Source organism: Pseudomonas sp. 1 R 17 (genome assembly GCF_900067035.1).
GTDB classification, from domain to species: domain Bacteria; phylum Pseudomonadota; class Gammaproteobacteria; order Pseudomonadales; family Pseudomonadaceae; genus Aquipseudomonas; species Aquipseudomonas marginalis.
Map to the genome: position 1 here is coordinate 257,977 of NZ_FKLB01000019.1, position 16,022 is coordinate 273,998.

The window sequence follows — 16,022 nt, forward strand, 5'->3', positions numbered from 1 at the left end:
TGGCGTCAAGCACATAAACCGGCATTTACAGTTGCTTTTTGCGGGCAATCAGCAGACGGCAAAGCTCATTGATATCGTCACCGGCCAGGCTCAACGCCTGGCTGTCCAGCGGGTCGGCGCCGAACGCCAGGGCTTCGCTGATCCCTACGTCGTGATGCACCTCAAACGGCTCTTTCGTCCCCAGTCGCTGCCGGAATGCCTCAACCATATCCAGGCTGAAGGCACTGTCCTCATTCAGCTGGTTAAGCACGTAGTGAACGTGCGGCGCTCGGTCGCGCTCAAGGTGCGGCGCCAGCAGCCCATCGAGTTGGTCCAGGGTTCCCAGGGACGCCGCGTCGGCCTGGGCGACCACCAGCACCACATCCGCCACGCTCACGGCTTGATGGAAATAGACGCTGTTACCGGCGGGGGTATCGAGGATCACCGTGTGGCGGGCGTCCAGGCCCAAGGCGTGCAGCCGCTGCGCCAGCCAGTACGGTTCATGTTTCAGCCAGCGCTGCAGGGTGTCCTGCTGCCGGATATCGGTGTCGCCAAAGGTAATGACGCGGCTGCCGACAAAACCGGGCTGCTGGATGTGTTTCCAATGCGCATTCTGCAGGCTGGCGAGGCCGATGCCCGGTGAGGTCGGAGCGACACCGAAGTGACGGCGCAAGGCGTTTTGCGGGTCCAGGTCCACCGCCACCACCGATTCGCCCAGGCGCTGCAAACCACTGCTCAACAGGGTGGCCAGTGTGCTGCGCCCCACGCCTCCGTTGACCGACACCAGCGCCACCACGCAAGGGCGCCGCTCGGCCTTCTCCATCAGTGCGGACTGTACAGTGGAATCTTGAGGGGGAAAGGGGGTGCCATCCTCCACGGGAATGCTGCCAAAAAAGTGCAGTCGCGAATTCAGGCCACGGGGGTCACGCCTGACATCTTTGCCAAGCAGAGCAAGAAGACCGTCGGTAAAGCTCATAGCGCACCCTCCTCACGGCGAAGCTTAAAGACGTGAAAAGGTCAGCTGATACGACTGCTTACCGCAGGTCTTCTTATGGTCGCCCTTGTGCAGGCAGTCTGCTTCAAGCGCACAAAAGTGTCATTATTTTGATGGCTAAGCCGTCTACTTTTTAGATAAACGGCAAAACGTCAAATTACCGACCAATGCTGATCGCGTCGTATGGAGTCTGCAGATCCCGCTCAGGGATTTCCCAAATCAACAACTTCGGCGGGGTTTGCTTGAACGCCGGGCTGTCGAAGTACGCCTTGGCTGCGCCGGAGAACTCGCCGCCGTCCTTGCTGAAATTGCCCACGGGAGCGTTCAGGGCTTTCTGCAGGAAGCCGACAAAGTTGGAATTGCGCGAGAACGAAGTACCGATCAGTGCCACATTGGGCAACCCGGCGTCGCCGAACAGGTCAACAGTGTTGCTGGTGGCGCCACCCGCTTCGTGGGCGGAGCTGGCCGCGACCGACTCTCCCGGGGGCTGCAACTTCGGCGGTAACCAGTCGAGACCGGCCAGGCGCACCAGATCACCGGGGCGCACGGCAAGCGGTGCCTGGGAGATCTCAAAGGTTTGCTCGGGCGTAGCCTTGATCTCACGTTGCTGGATGCGTTTTGCCAGCGCCTGGGCGCCGGCGTTGGAGCCGATTTCGCTCCAGTGGGTGTCGGTGCGCAGGTATGCCTCGGGCCCGAGGGGTTTTAAGGTATCAGTGAGGTCCAGCGCGGACACTCCAGCGGCCTGCAAAGTGGCCGTCCAGTCCTGAATCCGGCTGTTGAACACTGCCGGTCGGTACAAGCCACACAGCTGGGCAACCGCAATGCGGCTCTTGTCCGGTACCACCACCACTTGCAGCTCGATACCTTTTTCACCCAGTTGCCGCTGCAGGTCGATCACGGCCTGGGCCTTGGTCTGTGCGTTGGCCTGGGCGTGGCGGTTGATGCGCAGTTCATCGCTGATAAACAGCCAGCCCGGGCAACCCGGCCGCACGCGTGGGCCGGTGTCGCCGAACGCCAGCCAGCTTGCGCCACGTTCCAGGTTGGCCGCCTGGATCGCCATCGGCGCCTTGGCCAGTTCCTTGGCGAAACGGTGGGTCAACTCACCGTGCAGCAGCATGTCGCTGTCGACCTTGGCGGGCAAGAAGCTGATCGGCCCCTTCACCATCAGCCAGGCGCAGGACAGCAGCCCCGCCGCCAGGAAGGGCACCAGCACCCAGGCCGCCAGGGGGCTGGTGCGAACAGCCAAGTCGCTCGGAGGAGTCGGCGCGGTAGGAGCGGGCATGGTTGGGCGTCCTTAGAACTGAAAGTACAGAAACGGTACGGCGTCGCGGCTGGCGATCAGCGCGAACGACAACACAAACCCGGCCACCGGCCACAACGAAGCGGCCACCACAAACCAGGGCTGGGTACCGAAACGCTGCTCGCAACGCACCTGCCAGATCGGCGCAATGATGCATACCAGGCCCAGCAACGCCGCCATGCCGTGGGCCGGGCGCATGGCCACGGCCATGGCGTCACCCAAGGCCACGCCATGCATACCGAACTGGCCGGCGTACATGGTCAGTGCCGAATGGAAGTCCGGCGCGCGGAACAAGGTCCAGGCCAGGCACACAAACAGCAACGTCAGGATGTGCGACAGCACCGGCGGAATGCGCGGCAGGCTCGACCGCGACCAGGCGCGATCCACACACAGCGCGATACCATGCGCCGCCCCCCACAACAGGTAGTTCCAACTGTCGCCGCCGTGCCACAACCCGGCGATTGCCATGGTCAGGAACAGGTTGCGATAGGTACGCCACACGCCGTCGCGGTTACCGCCCAGGGCGATATACAGGTAGTCGCGCAACCAACTGGACAACGACAAGTGCCAACGACGCCAGAAGTCCTGGATGCTGCTGGCCAGGTACGGGCGGTTGAAGTTTTCCGGGAAGTGAAAGCCCAGCATCAGGCCCAGGCCGATGGCCATGGCGCTGTAGCCGGCGAAGTCGAAGAACAGTTGCAGCGAATAAGCCAGGCAACCGATCCACGCATCCACCAGGCTGGGGTTTTCCAGGTGGAAGGCAATGTCCACCAATGGCGACAAGGTGTCCGCCACCAGCACTTTCATGCCCATGCCGATCATGAAGCGCCGCGCGCCGAGGGAGAAATTCGGCCAGTTGAAATAACGCTGGTTAAGCTCACGGCGAACCCAGTCATAACGGATGATCGGGCCTGCAATCGAGTGGCCGAACATCGAAATGTACGTGGCGTAATTAATGAAGCTGCGTTCCACCGGCACCGTATGACGGTGCACGTCCACCAGGTAGGAAATCGCCTGCAGCACGATAAATGACAAGCCGGCCGGCAAGGCCACGCGCTGCCAATCCAGCGGCATGGCGCCGTACCAGGTGATCACCTCGCTCACGGTACCGGCGACGATGTTGGCGTACTTGTACCAACACAGCACCGCCGTGTTGAACACAATCAACGCGATCAACAGGCGCACCCGGCCTTTGCCGTCCTCACGGGAACGGTCCACCAGCAGGCCGCCGACCCATGCCACCACGGTCAACACCATGTGCAGGAACAGGAACAACGGGCTCAGCCAGCCGTAGAACAACCAGCTGCCGATCAACAGGATGACGTTGCGCCAGCTCGGACGAGCCAGGGCATAGATCAACAGGAAGGCCGGCAGGAACAGCGTGAGGAATTCGAGTGAGGCAAAGACCATGGTGGTGTCGGGCCCGATCAGTTAGCGAGTGCGTCGGAAGCGAACAGCAACTTCGAACCTGCAGCCGAAGGGACGGCCAGCACGCTATAGCGCTCACCCGCCTTGAGGGTGAACGTCAGCGGTTGGCCCACCGGAGCACCGGCGCACTTGAGCTGCACCGACAATTCCAGCGGGTTGATCATGCGGCGTTGCAACGAACCTTCGGCCACCTTCTTGAACAGCTCGGCCTTTTGGGCCACGGCTTCCAGGCTGGCGTCGGCGCAGGCGGCATCGGCGTTGATAAAGGCCAGGGAAGCCTTGAGCGCGTTGAAGTCGTCCGGTTGCTCACGCACCACCAACTGGCGCGTGGCGCCCTGGGCGTCGACCAACGCGACCACGGTGGCGAATTCGCCGGGGGCCACGGTCACCGACAGGTCGGCGTTTTTGCCGTCGCGGCTCAACACGCCCTTGATCGGCTTGTCACCCCCCACCACCGGCAGGAAGGCCGACACGGCTTTATCCCCGCTCAACACCAGGCTGGCCTTGGAACCGTCCGCCACCAGCTTCAACTCGCCGGGAGTGCCATTGGCAAAACGCAGGAACGCTGCGTCTTGCTCCGGCCCGGTGGGGTACAACGGGATGTCGGCGCTGTAGGCGCTGACACTGGCGAGCAAGGTCGCCAGGCCCAGAGTCATGCGTTTCATTATTTGCTTCCTTTACCGTAGGCCGATGGCGGCAGGTCGCCCAGGGCCGTACCAATGGCCTTGGCCCATTTCTGGTAGCCGTCGATGGTGAAGTGCTGGCCGTCAGTGGTGATCCACTCGCCCGGCTTGGAGAAGGCCAGCGAATCGATGTAGGTGCACGGCGCCACGTTACTGGCCAGGAAGGCCGACATCAGCTTGGTGCGGGTGTCGTCCTTCTTGTACTGGGAACCGACCTTGCCCCACGGCGGACCGACCCACACGCACTTGGTGCCGGTGTCGGTGATCGCCTTGGTCAGCGAGGTCACGCTTTTCCAGGCCCAGGCCTTGGGGAACACCGGGTTGGTGTACGAGCCCATGGTGTCGCCGATGATCAGCACGACAACGTCGGGTTTGTCCTTGGCAATCAGTTCCTGGATCGGCGTGGTGCTCATGGCGTTCTTGCCGTAGATCACCGCTTTGCCGGTGGGCAGGCGCTCGCCGCCACACTCGACTTTTTTCGGTACGACCCAATCCGCCGCACCAGCACCGCAGGCACCGATGGAATGAACCACCGCGCCTTGCTTGGTCAGGTTGTCTTGCAGCGGGTTGAGCAACGAATCGGGAAAGCTCATATGACTTTCGCCCAGTACCAGCATGGTTAGGCCGGCAATCGCAGAAACAGGCATGAATGACTCCGATTTAATCAGTTGGAATAAGGGGAACGGTACGGGCTGACCGGCAAAGGCATAGGTCCGCTCAGGTCTTCGAACAAGTAGCGCAGATAGGCATTACCCGCGTACTGGCGGTAATCCTGGGCGTTATCGAGTCCGATTTCACCTCCCAGGTAGAACCGCGAGCTGAGACGGTATTCGGCAGCCGCGTTGAAGCTGTAGCCGACGCCGGTTTTGCTGGTGCTCTCGTACTTGGGATTACCCCTGGACGCTTGCAGCGTGCTTTCGCCCGGGAAGAAATCCGCCCCATCTTGCGCGATATGCTGCAGGCCTACCGAACTTTTTACCTGGTAACTGAAGCGATCAAAGCTTTGTGCCCAACGAATCGGCACGCCCAGGGAGAAGAAGCGCTGCGGACTGAAGTAACCACCGTTGCCGTAGGTGTAGAAGTCCTGGTTTTCCTTGAAGGTCATCGCCGAGCCGCTGATACCCAGGGTCAACGTGTCCCGCTGGTTGTTGCGCAGATACCAGTAGATGCCGCTGCCCAGTTCCAGGCGGGTGTTGTCTTCGACGTTATTGCCCAGCAATTCATGCAGCGACGCGTAGCCGTAGACGCCCAGCTTCTGGTTGTCATAGCTCAACTCACCACGGCCGCCGTTGGCGGTGACGCCGCCCCATTTGTTGCCATCGCCGTCTTCGGAACCCGCGAAGGAAGTGACACTGTCGGTGACCGGACGCCGGGAAATATTGGCGCCATAGCGGAAGTTCGAATTGGCCTCGAACGGACGCGAGACACTCACGCCACCCACCAGGGTGTTGTAGAGGAAGCCCAACGGGCTGACCCCGACGTCGGCCTTGAGGCCTTCATCCGGATTCTCGAACGCGACGGCCAAGCCAACACCGGTGTCGCTCTGGGAGCCCGCCGGGGTGGTGGTGCCTTTGCCGAAACGCGACAACGCATCGCTGCCCACGCTGCCCGCACTCAAGTGCACCGGCGTGACGCGCAAAGCTATGGTGTTATCGCCCACCGGCATACGCGCTTCGAACGGCGCTTCCACATCGGTGATCTTGCTCAAGCCTTTCTCGCCGTTATTGCTGCGCACGCTCAAGCCCTGCACCACATACCCGGTACGGTCACGCAGGATGGTATCCAGCGCACGCCGTGCCGGGCTCAGCTCGGGGCTGTCGATGGAGGCGAGGGTCGACGGCGGCACAAACGGGTCGCTCAGGTCGTTGGACGTCGCGCTGGCAAACGCGCTGGACGTGACGGTCTTGGTCGGTGCATCGATCGGCGGCGGCACGGCGCCGGCGACAGTCAGGTCGGTGACCTGGCGGCGCTGGCCCGGCAAGCCCACGAAGGGGTTATACGATTTGCCCTGAGGTTCGGCCTGGGCCACCTGGGTCCTGGCCTTCATCGCGGTTTCAATCGCCAGGGCCTTGCGCAGCAGTTCAGCGGCTTCGCTGTTCTTGCCCAGGCCCTGATAGATGCGTGCCGCCGAAGTGAGGATCTCCGGGTTGCCCGGTTCGAGCGCCAGGGCCTTGTCGCTGGCCGATTGCGCCAGGCTGCGGTCGTTGCCTTTCAGGGCGATGTCCGCCAGACCCAATTGCAGGCGCGCATTGTTCGGGTTCTGCTGGATCAACGGCGTGTACAGCTCCATGGCCTTCTTGCCATTGCCGCTGGCCGCGTACATGCGCGCCAGGGCACCGACACCCAATGCGTCGTTCGGGCGCTGGGCCAGGGCCGGGGAAAGCATGTCGTAGGCCGCCACCAGGTCATTCTTCTCGCGCAGGGCGTCGGCCTGCTTGACCCGGTACAGGTAGATCAAATCGTCATAGCGCTGGCGACCGATCTCGGTCAACGGCTGGCCTTGCACTTCGCGCAGGATCTCGCCCGCCTCGCTGTACTTGTTGGCCTTGAGCAGTACGTTGGCGTACAGCAGTTTCTGGTCGACGGTCGGGTTGGGGTTGTTCTCCACCACCTTCTGCATCATGTCCAGGCCGAACTGCGGGGCGCCCACTTCAACATAAGCAGCAGCCAGCACCGCCACGCGCTCAGGTTTTTGCCGGGTCAGCGACTCGGAACGACCAAGCAGCGCCAGGGCTTCCGGACGCTGGCCACGGCGCGCCGTTTCGATGGCGATGTCCGTTTGCTGATGCAGGGCGATATCGATCGCCAGCTCGTTCATGTCCGCCGTGCGCTGGGCGGTGGGGATGCGCCCGAGGGTGGCCTCGGCTTGTTTCCACTCGCTCAGTTCAGCCGACAACAGGGTACTGGTGTACAGCGCATCCGGTTGGTTGGGCTGGGTCTTGAGCAGGCCGTCGATCAGGGCACGCGCATTGCGGATCTGACCGTCGCGCAGGTACATGCGCGCCAGGGCAAAGCGGGTCCAGGGGTTTTCCGGGTCGGCGTCGAGGGCCTGGCGGTAGGCGGCTTGCGCGGCCTTCAGGTCACCGCGCTGCTCGGCCAGTTTGCCGACCTGGGTAGCGCGCAGTGCGTTGATTTTCACGCTCGGCGCAAACTTGGCGCGCTGGGCCGGCGACACCGAGTCGATCAGCTTCAGGGCTTCATCCGGCTGGCCGGATTGGGACAATACGTTGATCAAACCGCTGAGCGCATCCGGGTCGCCAGGGTGACGGGCCAACACCTTGCGGTAGCCGGCTTCGGCAACGTCGAACTGGTTGTCCTGGGCCTGGAAACCGGCCAAGGCGATTGCCGCCCCCGGTTGGCCCGGGTTCAGGCCCTCGGCCTGGGCCACCAGGTCACGGGCCTGGGCACCGCGGCCGGCGCGCTGGGCATCACGGCTCTGGCTGATCAGGTTCCAGTAACGCACGTCGTTCAGGGCCGACTGCCATGCGGCGCCACCGGGCAAGCGCGTGGCCTGCACCAGGTAGTTTTCCGCATCGCTGAAACGCTCTTGCTGTTGACGCAACACGCCCATGCCACCAAGGGCATCGACGTCATTGGATTTTTGCGCAAGGCGCGCCGTGAGCAGTGGCTCGGCGGTTTTCAAGTCGCCGTCGTCCAGGGCCTTGAATGCCTTGGTCATCTGCGGATCACGCTGCCAGGCACCGCCGCCCTTGCCTTGGGCGATGCCCTTGTCCATGAGCGCGCGGATCTCGGTGTCATCCGGGTGCACGGTGAGAAATTGCTGGAACAGCGACACCTGGTCCGGCTTCGGTGGGCCGAGCCAGACCAGCGCAAAGCGCCAGGTTTCATCGGCGTTGCCGCCCACGTCGTTGTTCGAGGCCAGCTTGGCCAACGCACGGATACCGTCCGGCCGGGTTGCCGGGTTGCGTGCCAGGTGCTTGGCCAGGAACAGCGCAACGATCGGATCGTTGGGCCGCTCACGGGTCAGGCGCTGCAGGCCGGCAATGGCCTCATTGGTGCCCTTGGCGGTAAAACCCAGGGTGTTGTAGTACTCACGGGCAATCAGGCCCTGGGGCTGGCGGCCCTGGAAAATCTGACGGTACAAGGCCACAGCCTTTTCGCGCTCGTCTTCGGGCTCACCCAATTCACGCGCCTGCTCCAGCAGCTTGGCATTTTCCGGCATGTTGACGGTGATGTCCTGCTCCAGCTGCAACGCCTGGCGCGGCACCGGGCTCAGCGCTTGCAGTCGGGCCAGGTACTTTTGCGCCTCGGCCGGGTGGTTCTGCTGCATCTGGATCAGGCCGATGCCATAAAGCGCGTCCGGCTGCTCGGGGCTCAGGTTAAGCAGTTTCTGCCAGGTCTCCAGGGCCCGCTCGGGGTTTTTCTTCGCCTGCCAGTAGTAGCCCTGCTCGATCAGCAGGGACTGCGGGTCGCTGGTTTCAGCGAAGCTGGCGGTCGAGGCCAGGGCGGCGAGAATCGCAATGGCTAGCGTGTGACGGCGCATGCTGCCTCCCAGGAAAGTTTGACCGTACCGTCTTGTTCAAAACGGTACTTCTGATCGGAAAAGCCTTGGCTGAACAGGCTGAGCATGTAGTCGTAGTAGATCGGCTGCGCGCTGTCCGGCGCCGAGGGAGCCAGGGCTTTGTTGAGCGCGTCGTCGACCTTGGCCTTTTGCAGTTGTGCCAGGGCGGTTTCGCCACGGGCCTGGAAGAAGGCAATGGTCGACGCCGAGAAGCCGATCGGCGAATAGCCGTTGTTCTTCTCGACTTCGCCGGTGGTGACGTGGATTTTCTCCGGCGGGAAGCCGGTGGCCGCCGCAGCCGTCGCCCGGGACATGCCCCCCAGGGACTTGAGCATGCCCGCCGCGAGTGGATCGGCCTTGGCGGTCATGCCGGCCCACATGTAGGTGCGGATCGCGTCGTAGCTGCCCAGGTCATCGGAGAACGGGTCGACCACAAACAGCCCGGTGTTGGCACTGGTCGCGCGGTAACCGACCCAGTTGGCCGCCAGGCCATGGGGGTTGCTGGCGGTGTCGGCGAGCATCCGCGCGTTGCTTTCGGCCACTTCGTTCCAGCCGGCATTCGGCCGCTCTTTATGGAAGCGACGTAGCTGCGCCAGCACCTGGTAGCTCGGGTTGAACCGCCACAGACCACCGGCATGGGCGTAACCCACCGGCCCCGGCAACAGCATCTTGCCCAGGCCCGGCACACGCACGATCAGGTTGCGTTCCACATTGGCCAGCACCAATTGCGCATCGGCGCGGTATTGCGGTGCATTCCACACGCGGGCCGCTTCAAGCAGGGCGTAGGCCATCCACAAATCCGCGTCGCTGGCAGAATTGGGGTCGATCACGCCCCAGGTGTTGTCAGGCTTTTTGCCCCACAACCAACCTGGCAGGTTCTGGCCGATATCGGCCCCCGACATGTTGGCCTTGGTCCAGGTCCACAGCTTGTCGAAGCTGCCACGGTCGTTGCCGACCAGGGCGAAGAACATCGCGTAGGACTGCCCTTCGGAGCTGCTCTCGGTAGGTTTCATGGAGGAGTTGAGCACGCGGCCGTCGTCCTGCACGAAGCGCTTGGCATAGTTCTGCCACAACGGCCAGTCGCAGCTCTGCGCCTGCGCCACACCAGCACACATCAGCGAGCCCAGCGCTATCAGGGCCATGCTACGCAGCGGGCTCATGCCAACCGCCGTTTTGCACGGGCACGCAGCGACAGGTAGATCAGCGACGTGACCACCGCCAGACTGAGGAAGGTGATCAACAGCATCCACCCCAGGTGCTGGGACAGTTGCCACTGCATGAACTTGAAGTAGTTGAGCTTGCCGACGTAGTACTGCTCGTCCGCCACCAGCGAGCTGATCTGCGTGCCTTGCACCACCGCCAGGCTGCCCTGGATCGAATCTTTGTAGTCGTCGCCGCCGATCAGGGCGGAGGTAGCTTCCAGCAGGCCTTGCGGCTGGTTGCTGGCGATCAGGACCACGCTGCGCCCGGACTTGAGCGGCGATTGGAAACCGGCCAGCCAGGTGCTGCTGCTCAAGCTGTTGAAGGTGATCCCGGTATTGGCCTTGTGGATATTGGCCGCCGGATCGGGGCTGACCCAGCTGCGCACATAACGCGGCAGGTCCGACAACAGGAACTGATGCTGCGCGCCATCGCTGGTCGCCGGCAGGTACTGCTGCCACTGCTTGAGCAGCGGTTGGTTGGCGGCGGTGGCGAGCACCAGCAGGTCCTTGTCGGCGACGCTTTGCACATCTTTGGCCTGTACCACTTTCACGGCAGTCGCCGGGTAACCGGTGGCTTCGCCGAAGCGGCCGAGCACGGTCAGGTAAGCGGTGATTTCATCGGTGCCGAAGTTGTCCGGCATGACCACGGCGGATTCCGACAGGTCGGCCAGGCGCGTGAACGGGAAACCGGAGTCGTTGAACACACCCAGGTTAGGCATGGCGATGTAGTGCTGGTAACCGGTGACATCGAGGGTCGAGTCCGGGTCGACGGAACCGCGCATGTTGTCGACGATAATGTCGCGGCATTCGCCTTCCTTGATGTAGTCGTACATAAAGCGCAACTGCAGCTTGGACTTGGGCGATGCCGAGCTGATCGGCAACAGGGTCGTCACTTCACGGGGCAGGCTTTCGTCTTTCTTCAACTGGTCGAGCAGGGTTTGACCGCCGCCCAGGTTGGTCACCGACGGCAGCGCCACGGACTTCATGAACTGGTCATTCAGACCGATCAGCAGCGCGGAATTGGTCGACACCTGCTGTGGGGTGTAACGGTATTTGAGGTGCAGCGGCACGCCTTCTTCACGCCAGTTGAACAGGTCAGGCGGCAGGCGCATGTCGACGCTGATGGCGCCGGGATTGTAGCCCGACACACTGAGTTTCTGCTGCTCGACCAACTCACCGAGGCGCACCGGGCGGTTGCTCGGCAGCCAGTTCGGGGCGTCATAGGGACGGCGCGGCGCGAGGGCTTCGAGCTTGGTGATGACCACGCTGTTGCCGGCCAATACCGGGCTACCCAGCACCACGGCGGTGGCGGCGCGCTTGAGCTCTTGCGCGTCACGGCCGGTGACGATCAGCAGCTTGCCATTGGCGTCGGTGGGGTTGGCGATCAGGGTCAACGTCGGGCCGGTCGGCTTGGCGATGGCGACACCGTGCACATCCATGGCTTCGGCGGTTTGCACCAGCACGATGGCATTGCCCTTGGCCGGCAGCTCGCCGAGGGTGGTCGGGAAGGTCGCGCCACGGTAGCTGGCGAGGCCGCCGATCCAAGACGACAACGCACCGGCCGCTTCCAGGGCGGCACTGTCCGGTGCGGTGGCGAACACGAACGGCAGGCTCACCCGGCGCGCGTCACGCTTATCGAAGAATGGCAGCGGCAGCACGGCCAGGTCGTCCTTGAGGACGATCGGCTCGACCTGCACTTTCAGCTCACTGCTGTTGCTGATCTTGGCCCACAGGCTGCTGTGCAACGGGTCTTCGCAGGACATGGTGTAGTGACCGATGAACTGCAGACTCAAGCGGTTGAATTCGGTGATCAACTTCGGCGGGATCTGCACCAGTTGTTCCTGCTGAGTGCCGGCCCCCTCTTTGGGCAACGCCAGGCTGGCGGCTACTTCGCCGTTGACCAGCACGTTGATCTGCGACAGGTCCGCCAGCAACGCCGGCGAGTAGCTGTACTTGAGCAACAGTTGCGCGCCCTTGACCACTTCGTCGGCACGAATGTCGAAGTTGACGCTGTCGGAAGACTCCACCCCTTGCAGGTTCATGGTGTCGCGACGCCCCAATTGCTTGAGGGTCAGGCTGTAGCCGTTGTCGGTGCTTTGCACGGGCACGGTGGTCACCGCTTGCTCGGCAGCTTGCGCCAGGGTATTGAAACCCATCAGCGAGGCGATCATCAGCGCGAGTGCACGGCGCGGATGAGGGCGAGCGAAAATCTTCGAGGTCATGGCTTGTCCATCAGCGTATCAAGCGGTTTTTTGGGGGTGCGGCTCAAGGCCAGACGCAGTTCGTGTAGGGTGGCGCGGCCGAGGGTGAACAGGCCGCCGATGCCGATGGAGCTGACTTCGCGCAGGGCCGCCAGCGGCGTATCCGGTTGGCCGGCGCCCCAGCTCGCGGCCCAGGTGTCGGCACGGGAGAAGGTCAGGCGTACCAATTCGCTTTGCTGGCGCAGGCTGAGGGGTTCGAACTGAGCGCCGATCTGCGCCCCTTTGCTGAACACCACGCGTGCATCGAACAGGCTGTCCTGGCCGTTGCGCGAGAGCACCAGTTGCACGCGCTCGCCCTGGGTGATCGAGTGACCATCGGTGAGCATCAGGCCGAAGCCGTTCTGCGAGAAATCCTGGGTAGTGCCATCCAGCACTCGCCCGTCGGCACAGATAATGCTCACCGGTAGCTTGGCGCTGACGCGCGGCTCGGAACGCACCTGGCGCGCCTCCGAGGCCACGGCGACGGCGGCGCTGGTGATGATCAGGTTGTAGAGGGTCCAGGTCAGGTTGATCGCCACCGTCACGGCCGTGGACGCATCGCCCCAGATCAACTGATGGATACCAAAGCCCAGGCCGACCAGGTTCACGGCCAACAGCACCAGGTAAGGGCGCGCCAGCTTCCAGTCGAAGAACTGCTTGTCGATGATGCCGCCCTTGTCGGTGACGTTGAAGCCGCCGGCCTTGGGGTTGACCAGCGCCACCAGCACCGGCGGCAGGATGTACCAGGCCAGTACGGTCTCGTATACCTCGTTCCAGAACGAGTGCCGGAAGCGGCCCTGGATGCGTGAGTTGGTCAGGCTTGAATGCACCAGGTGCGGCAGTACATAAGCGACGATCATCAGCGCCGAGGCATGGAAAATCTCCGCGCCAAAGACCAAATAGGCCAGCGGTGCGGTGAGGAATACCAAACGCGGCAAACCATAAAAGAAGTGCAACATAGCGTTGGCGTAGCAGATGCGCTGGCCCCACTTGAGGCCCTTGCCCAGCAACGGGTTGTCGGTGCGGAAGATCTGCGCCATGCCCCGCGCCCAGCGAATCCGCTGGTTGATGTGGCGCGACAGGCTTTCCGTGGCCAGGCCCGCGGCTTGCGGGATCGCCAGGTACGCCGTGTTGTAGCCCAGGCGGTTGAGCTTGAGCGCGGTGTGGGCGTCTTCGGTCACGGTCTCGACGGCTACCCCGCCGATTGCCAGCAGCGGCTCACGGCGAATCACCGCACACGAGCCGCAGAAGAAGGTGGCGTTCCACAGGTCGTTGCCGTCCTGCACCAGGCCGTAGAACAACTCGCCCTCGTTGGGCACGGCGCGGAAAGTGTCGAGGTTCTTTTCGAACGGGTCCGGCGAGAAGAAGAAGTGCGGCGTTTGCAACATCGCCAGCTTCGGATCCTTGAGGAACCAGCCCAGGCTGACTTGCAGGAAGGAGCGCGTCGGCACGTGGTCGGCGTCGAACAGCGCGACGTATTCGCCGTCGGTGACCTTCAACGCTTCGTTGAGATTACCGGCCTTGGCGTGGAAGTTGTTGTCGCGACGGATGTAGTTGACCCCGACCTTGCGGCAGAACTCGCGAAAGTCATCACGGCGGCCGTCATCGAGCACGTGCACACGCAGCTTGTCCTTGGGCCAGTCCATCGCCTGGGCGGCGAAGATGGTCAGTTTTACGATGCTCAGCGCTTCGTTATAGGTGGGGATGAACACATCCACCGTCGGCCATTCTTCCGGCTCGGTCTTGAGCCACACCGGGGTGCGACGCAGCGGCCAGGCGGTTTGTACGTAGCCGAAGATCAGCACGATCAGGGCGTAGAACTCGGCGGCGACCAGGCCGTAGCCGAAGAACATGTCGAGCCAGGTTTCAAAGCCCAGGGTGGAGGTGAGTCGCCAGAACATGTAGCGCAGCGAGGCCACCAGCGACAATACCACCAGCGCGAGGATTGCCAGGCGCCCCGGGATCTTGCGCAGCACCAGCACCGCCATGAAGCACACAACGGCAAACAGGCATTGGCTGTAGAGGTCCAGCGGCGCACTGATAACGCCAAAAAACAGCAGGGCACCGAGCACGCAACTGGCAAATACCAGCACCGTACGTAGCGCTGCAGGCCAGCGATTGAAGCGCGCGATGGCGCCATTCAGGCGCTGTTCAGCGCGCCCTTCGACGAAGGGCGTGGAGGACGTATTGTCGGTCATGGAAGGTCCGAGTCGATGCGTTCGAGCAAGGCGCGGCACAGGGCGTGGACGTCCTGGCAGCCGATACTGTTGACGGTAGGGTCGAGGGGATCACGCCCGTAGGCCTGGGCTTCGCTGAACGCCAGGTCGCGGTGTACCGTGCCCAGCAGGGCACTGCCGAGGCGCGTCTTGAACACCTCGGCCATGTCCAGGCTGAAGCGGTGGGCGGCGTCCAACTGGTTGATCACATAAAAGCGTTGTGGCGGTTTTGCGCGTTGCAGGTATGGCGCCAGCACGCTGTCCATCTGCTCCAGGGTGCTGAACGACGCCACATCCGACTGCACCACCACCAGCACCGCGTCGGCAACCGACATGGCTTGGCGGAGGTACACGGTGTTGCCCGCCGGTACGTCGATGATGACCGTGTCCTGGCCGTTCAGCTTAAGGCTGGCCAAACGCTTGCCAAGCCACTCGGGATCCTGACCCAACCAGCGATTCAAGCTCTGCTGCTGCTCGTGGTCAGTGCCACCGAACGCCACCAGCCGGCAACCGCCAAAGCCGCGTTCAGGCAGGGCTTCCCAGCTTTCGTTAAGCAAGCTGGTAGCGCCGATGCCAGGGAAGTCGAGGCCCAGGCACAGGTGGTGACGCAGGGCGTTTTGCGGGTCCAGGTCGAGGGCAAGCGCCGGGTGCCCCTGGCGCTGCAAGCCACTGGCAATCGCAGCAGACAAGGTGCTACGGCCGACACCCCCTTTAACCGAAACCACCACCACCACTTTCGGCGTGGACTGCTCCGAATACACCTCGCCTTGCGGGCCCGGTACCACTTCGGACCGTGGCAGGTGGTCGGCGGCGCCATGGTTCAGCTCTTCGAGCAAACGCAACAACGGGGCCGATGGGGCTTCATCCAAGAGAGCTGCCAATGCAGGCGGGGGAGCAACAACCTCCGGGCTTTCCAGGACCTCTACTTCGTCCTCGATAAACTCATGGATAAAGTCGATTTCGCGGTAGCCATTCGGGTTGGCACCCAGCTTGTTGAATAGTTTTGAAATGTCATCTGCTCGACTCACTCACTGCCCCTCCCCACCTGGTTTGCGCTTTAAAGGCGATAAAAAGGTCAGCGAAGAGCTGACCTTGTATTTTTATAGTTATGTGTTGGCCGAGGCATTCTGTGATATCACATTGATGGTGTCAGTATTTTGATGCTTTTAGCTCGATATTATCCGACGAACGGCGTGGCGCCATTTTTATGACGAATCCAGCGATAAAAATGCATTCGTTGTAAGAACATGAACTTGCACCGATTTATCGTGATTTTTGTTGGCCTGATGGTCAAAAACGGCACAAATCTGACATACCCATAAACAAATAATCCGTTGCCTCAAATCTGTCTCGAAAATTTGCCTACACGATTTTGCGATTAAACCTACTATTCATATCGCGCGACAGAATACGCAAACCGCGCCTGGATTCAAGGCAAAACCCACCCGGCGGTCGCCC

10 protein-coding genes are annotated in these 16,022 nt (G+C 62.4%); all 10 read right to left on the reverse strand.

Annotated elements, in window-relative coordinates; genetic code table 11:
- Positions 1-25: 25 nt before the first annotated feature.
- On the reverse strand, positions 26-955 hold the full coding sequence (gene bcsQ / locus BFP99_RS04270) for a cellulose biosynthesis protein BcsQ (RefSeq protein ID WP_065946686.1): 930 nt from the start codon (positions 953-955) through the stop codon (positions 26-28).
- Between the two features lie 175 nt (positions 956-1,130).
- Positions 1,131-2,255, reverse strand: coding sequence for an alginate O-acetyltransferase AlgX-related protein (locus BFP99_RS04275; protein WP_065946687.1), 1,125 nt, complete (start codon positions 2,253-2,255; stop codon positions 1,131-1,133).
- A 12-nt stretch (positions 2,256-2,267) separates the two neighbouring features.
- Positions 2,268-3,683, reverse strand: a complete 1,416-nt coding sequence (locus tag BFP99_RS04280; RefSeq protein ID WP_027605097.1) for an MBOAT family O-acyltransferase — start codon at positions 3,681-3,683, stop codon at positions 2,268-2,270.
- Positions 3,684-3,700: 17 nt separating this feature from the next.
- A complete protein-coding gene (locus BFP99_RS04285) occupies positions 3,701-4,366 on the reverse strand; it encodes a DUF4397 domain-containing protein (protein ID WP_065925770.1) in 666 nt (221 codons plus the stop codon).
- On the reverse strand, positions 4,366-5,031 hold the full coding sequence (locus BFP99_RS04290; protein WP_065925771.1) for an SGNH/GDSL hydrolase family protein: 666 nt from the start codon (positions 5,029-5,031) through the stop codon (positions 4,366-4,368). The genes BFP99_RS04285 and BFP99_RS04290 overlap by 1 nt, the downstream gene beginning before the upstream one ends.
- A 17-nt stretch (positions 5,032-5,048) precedes the next feature.
- Positions 5,049-8,888: a cellulose biosynthesis protein BcsC gene (locus BFP99_RS04295; RefSeq protein WP_065946688.1), complete on the reverse strand. Its 3,840-nt coding sequence runs from the start codon at positions 8,886-8,888 to the stop codon at positions 5,049-5,051.
- Entirely contained in the window at positions 8,870-10,066 is a 1,197-nt protein-coding gene (gene bcsZ / locus BFP99_RS04300) for a cellulose synthase complex periplasmic endoglucanase BcsZ (protein ID WP_027605101.1), read from the reverse strand. The genes BFP99_RS04295 and bcsZ overlap by 19 nt, the downstream gene beginning before the upstream one ends.
- On the reverse strand, positions 10,063-12,330 hold the full coding sequence (bcsB, locus tag BFP99_RS04305; RefSeq protein WP_027605102.1) for a cellulose biosynthesis cyclic di-GMP-binding regulatory protein BcsB: 2,268 nt from the start codon (positions 12,328-12,330) through the stop codon (positions 10,063-10,065). Before bcsB ends, bcsZ begins: the two co-directional genes overlap by 4 nt.
- Positions 12,327-14,546, reverse strand: a complete 2,220-nt coding sequence (gene bcsA, locus BFP99_RS04310) for a UDP-forming cellulose synthase catalytic subunit (protein WP_065925774.1) — start codon at positions 14,544-14,546, stop codon at positions 12,327-12,329. Before bcsA ends, bcsB begins: the two co-directional genes overlap by 4 nt.
- Complete coding sequence (bcsQ, locus tag BFP99_RS04315; protein ID WP_083221132.1) at positions 14,543-15,592, reverse strand: cellulose biosynthesis protein BcsQ; 1,050 nt, start codon at positions 15,590-15,592, stop codon at positions 14,543-14,545. The genes bcsA and bcsQ (BFP99_RS04315) overlap by 4 nt, the downstream gene beginning before the upstream one ends.
- Positions 15,593-16,022 lie beyond the last annotated feature (430 nt).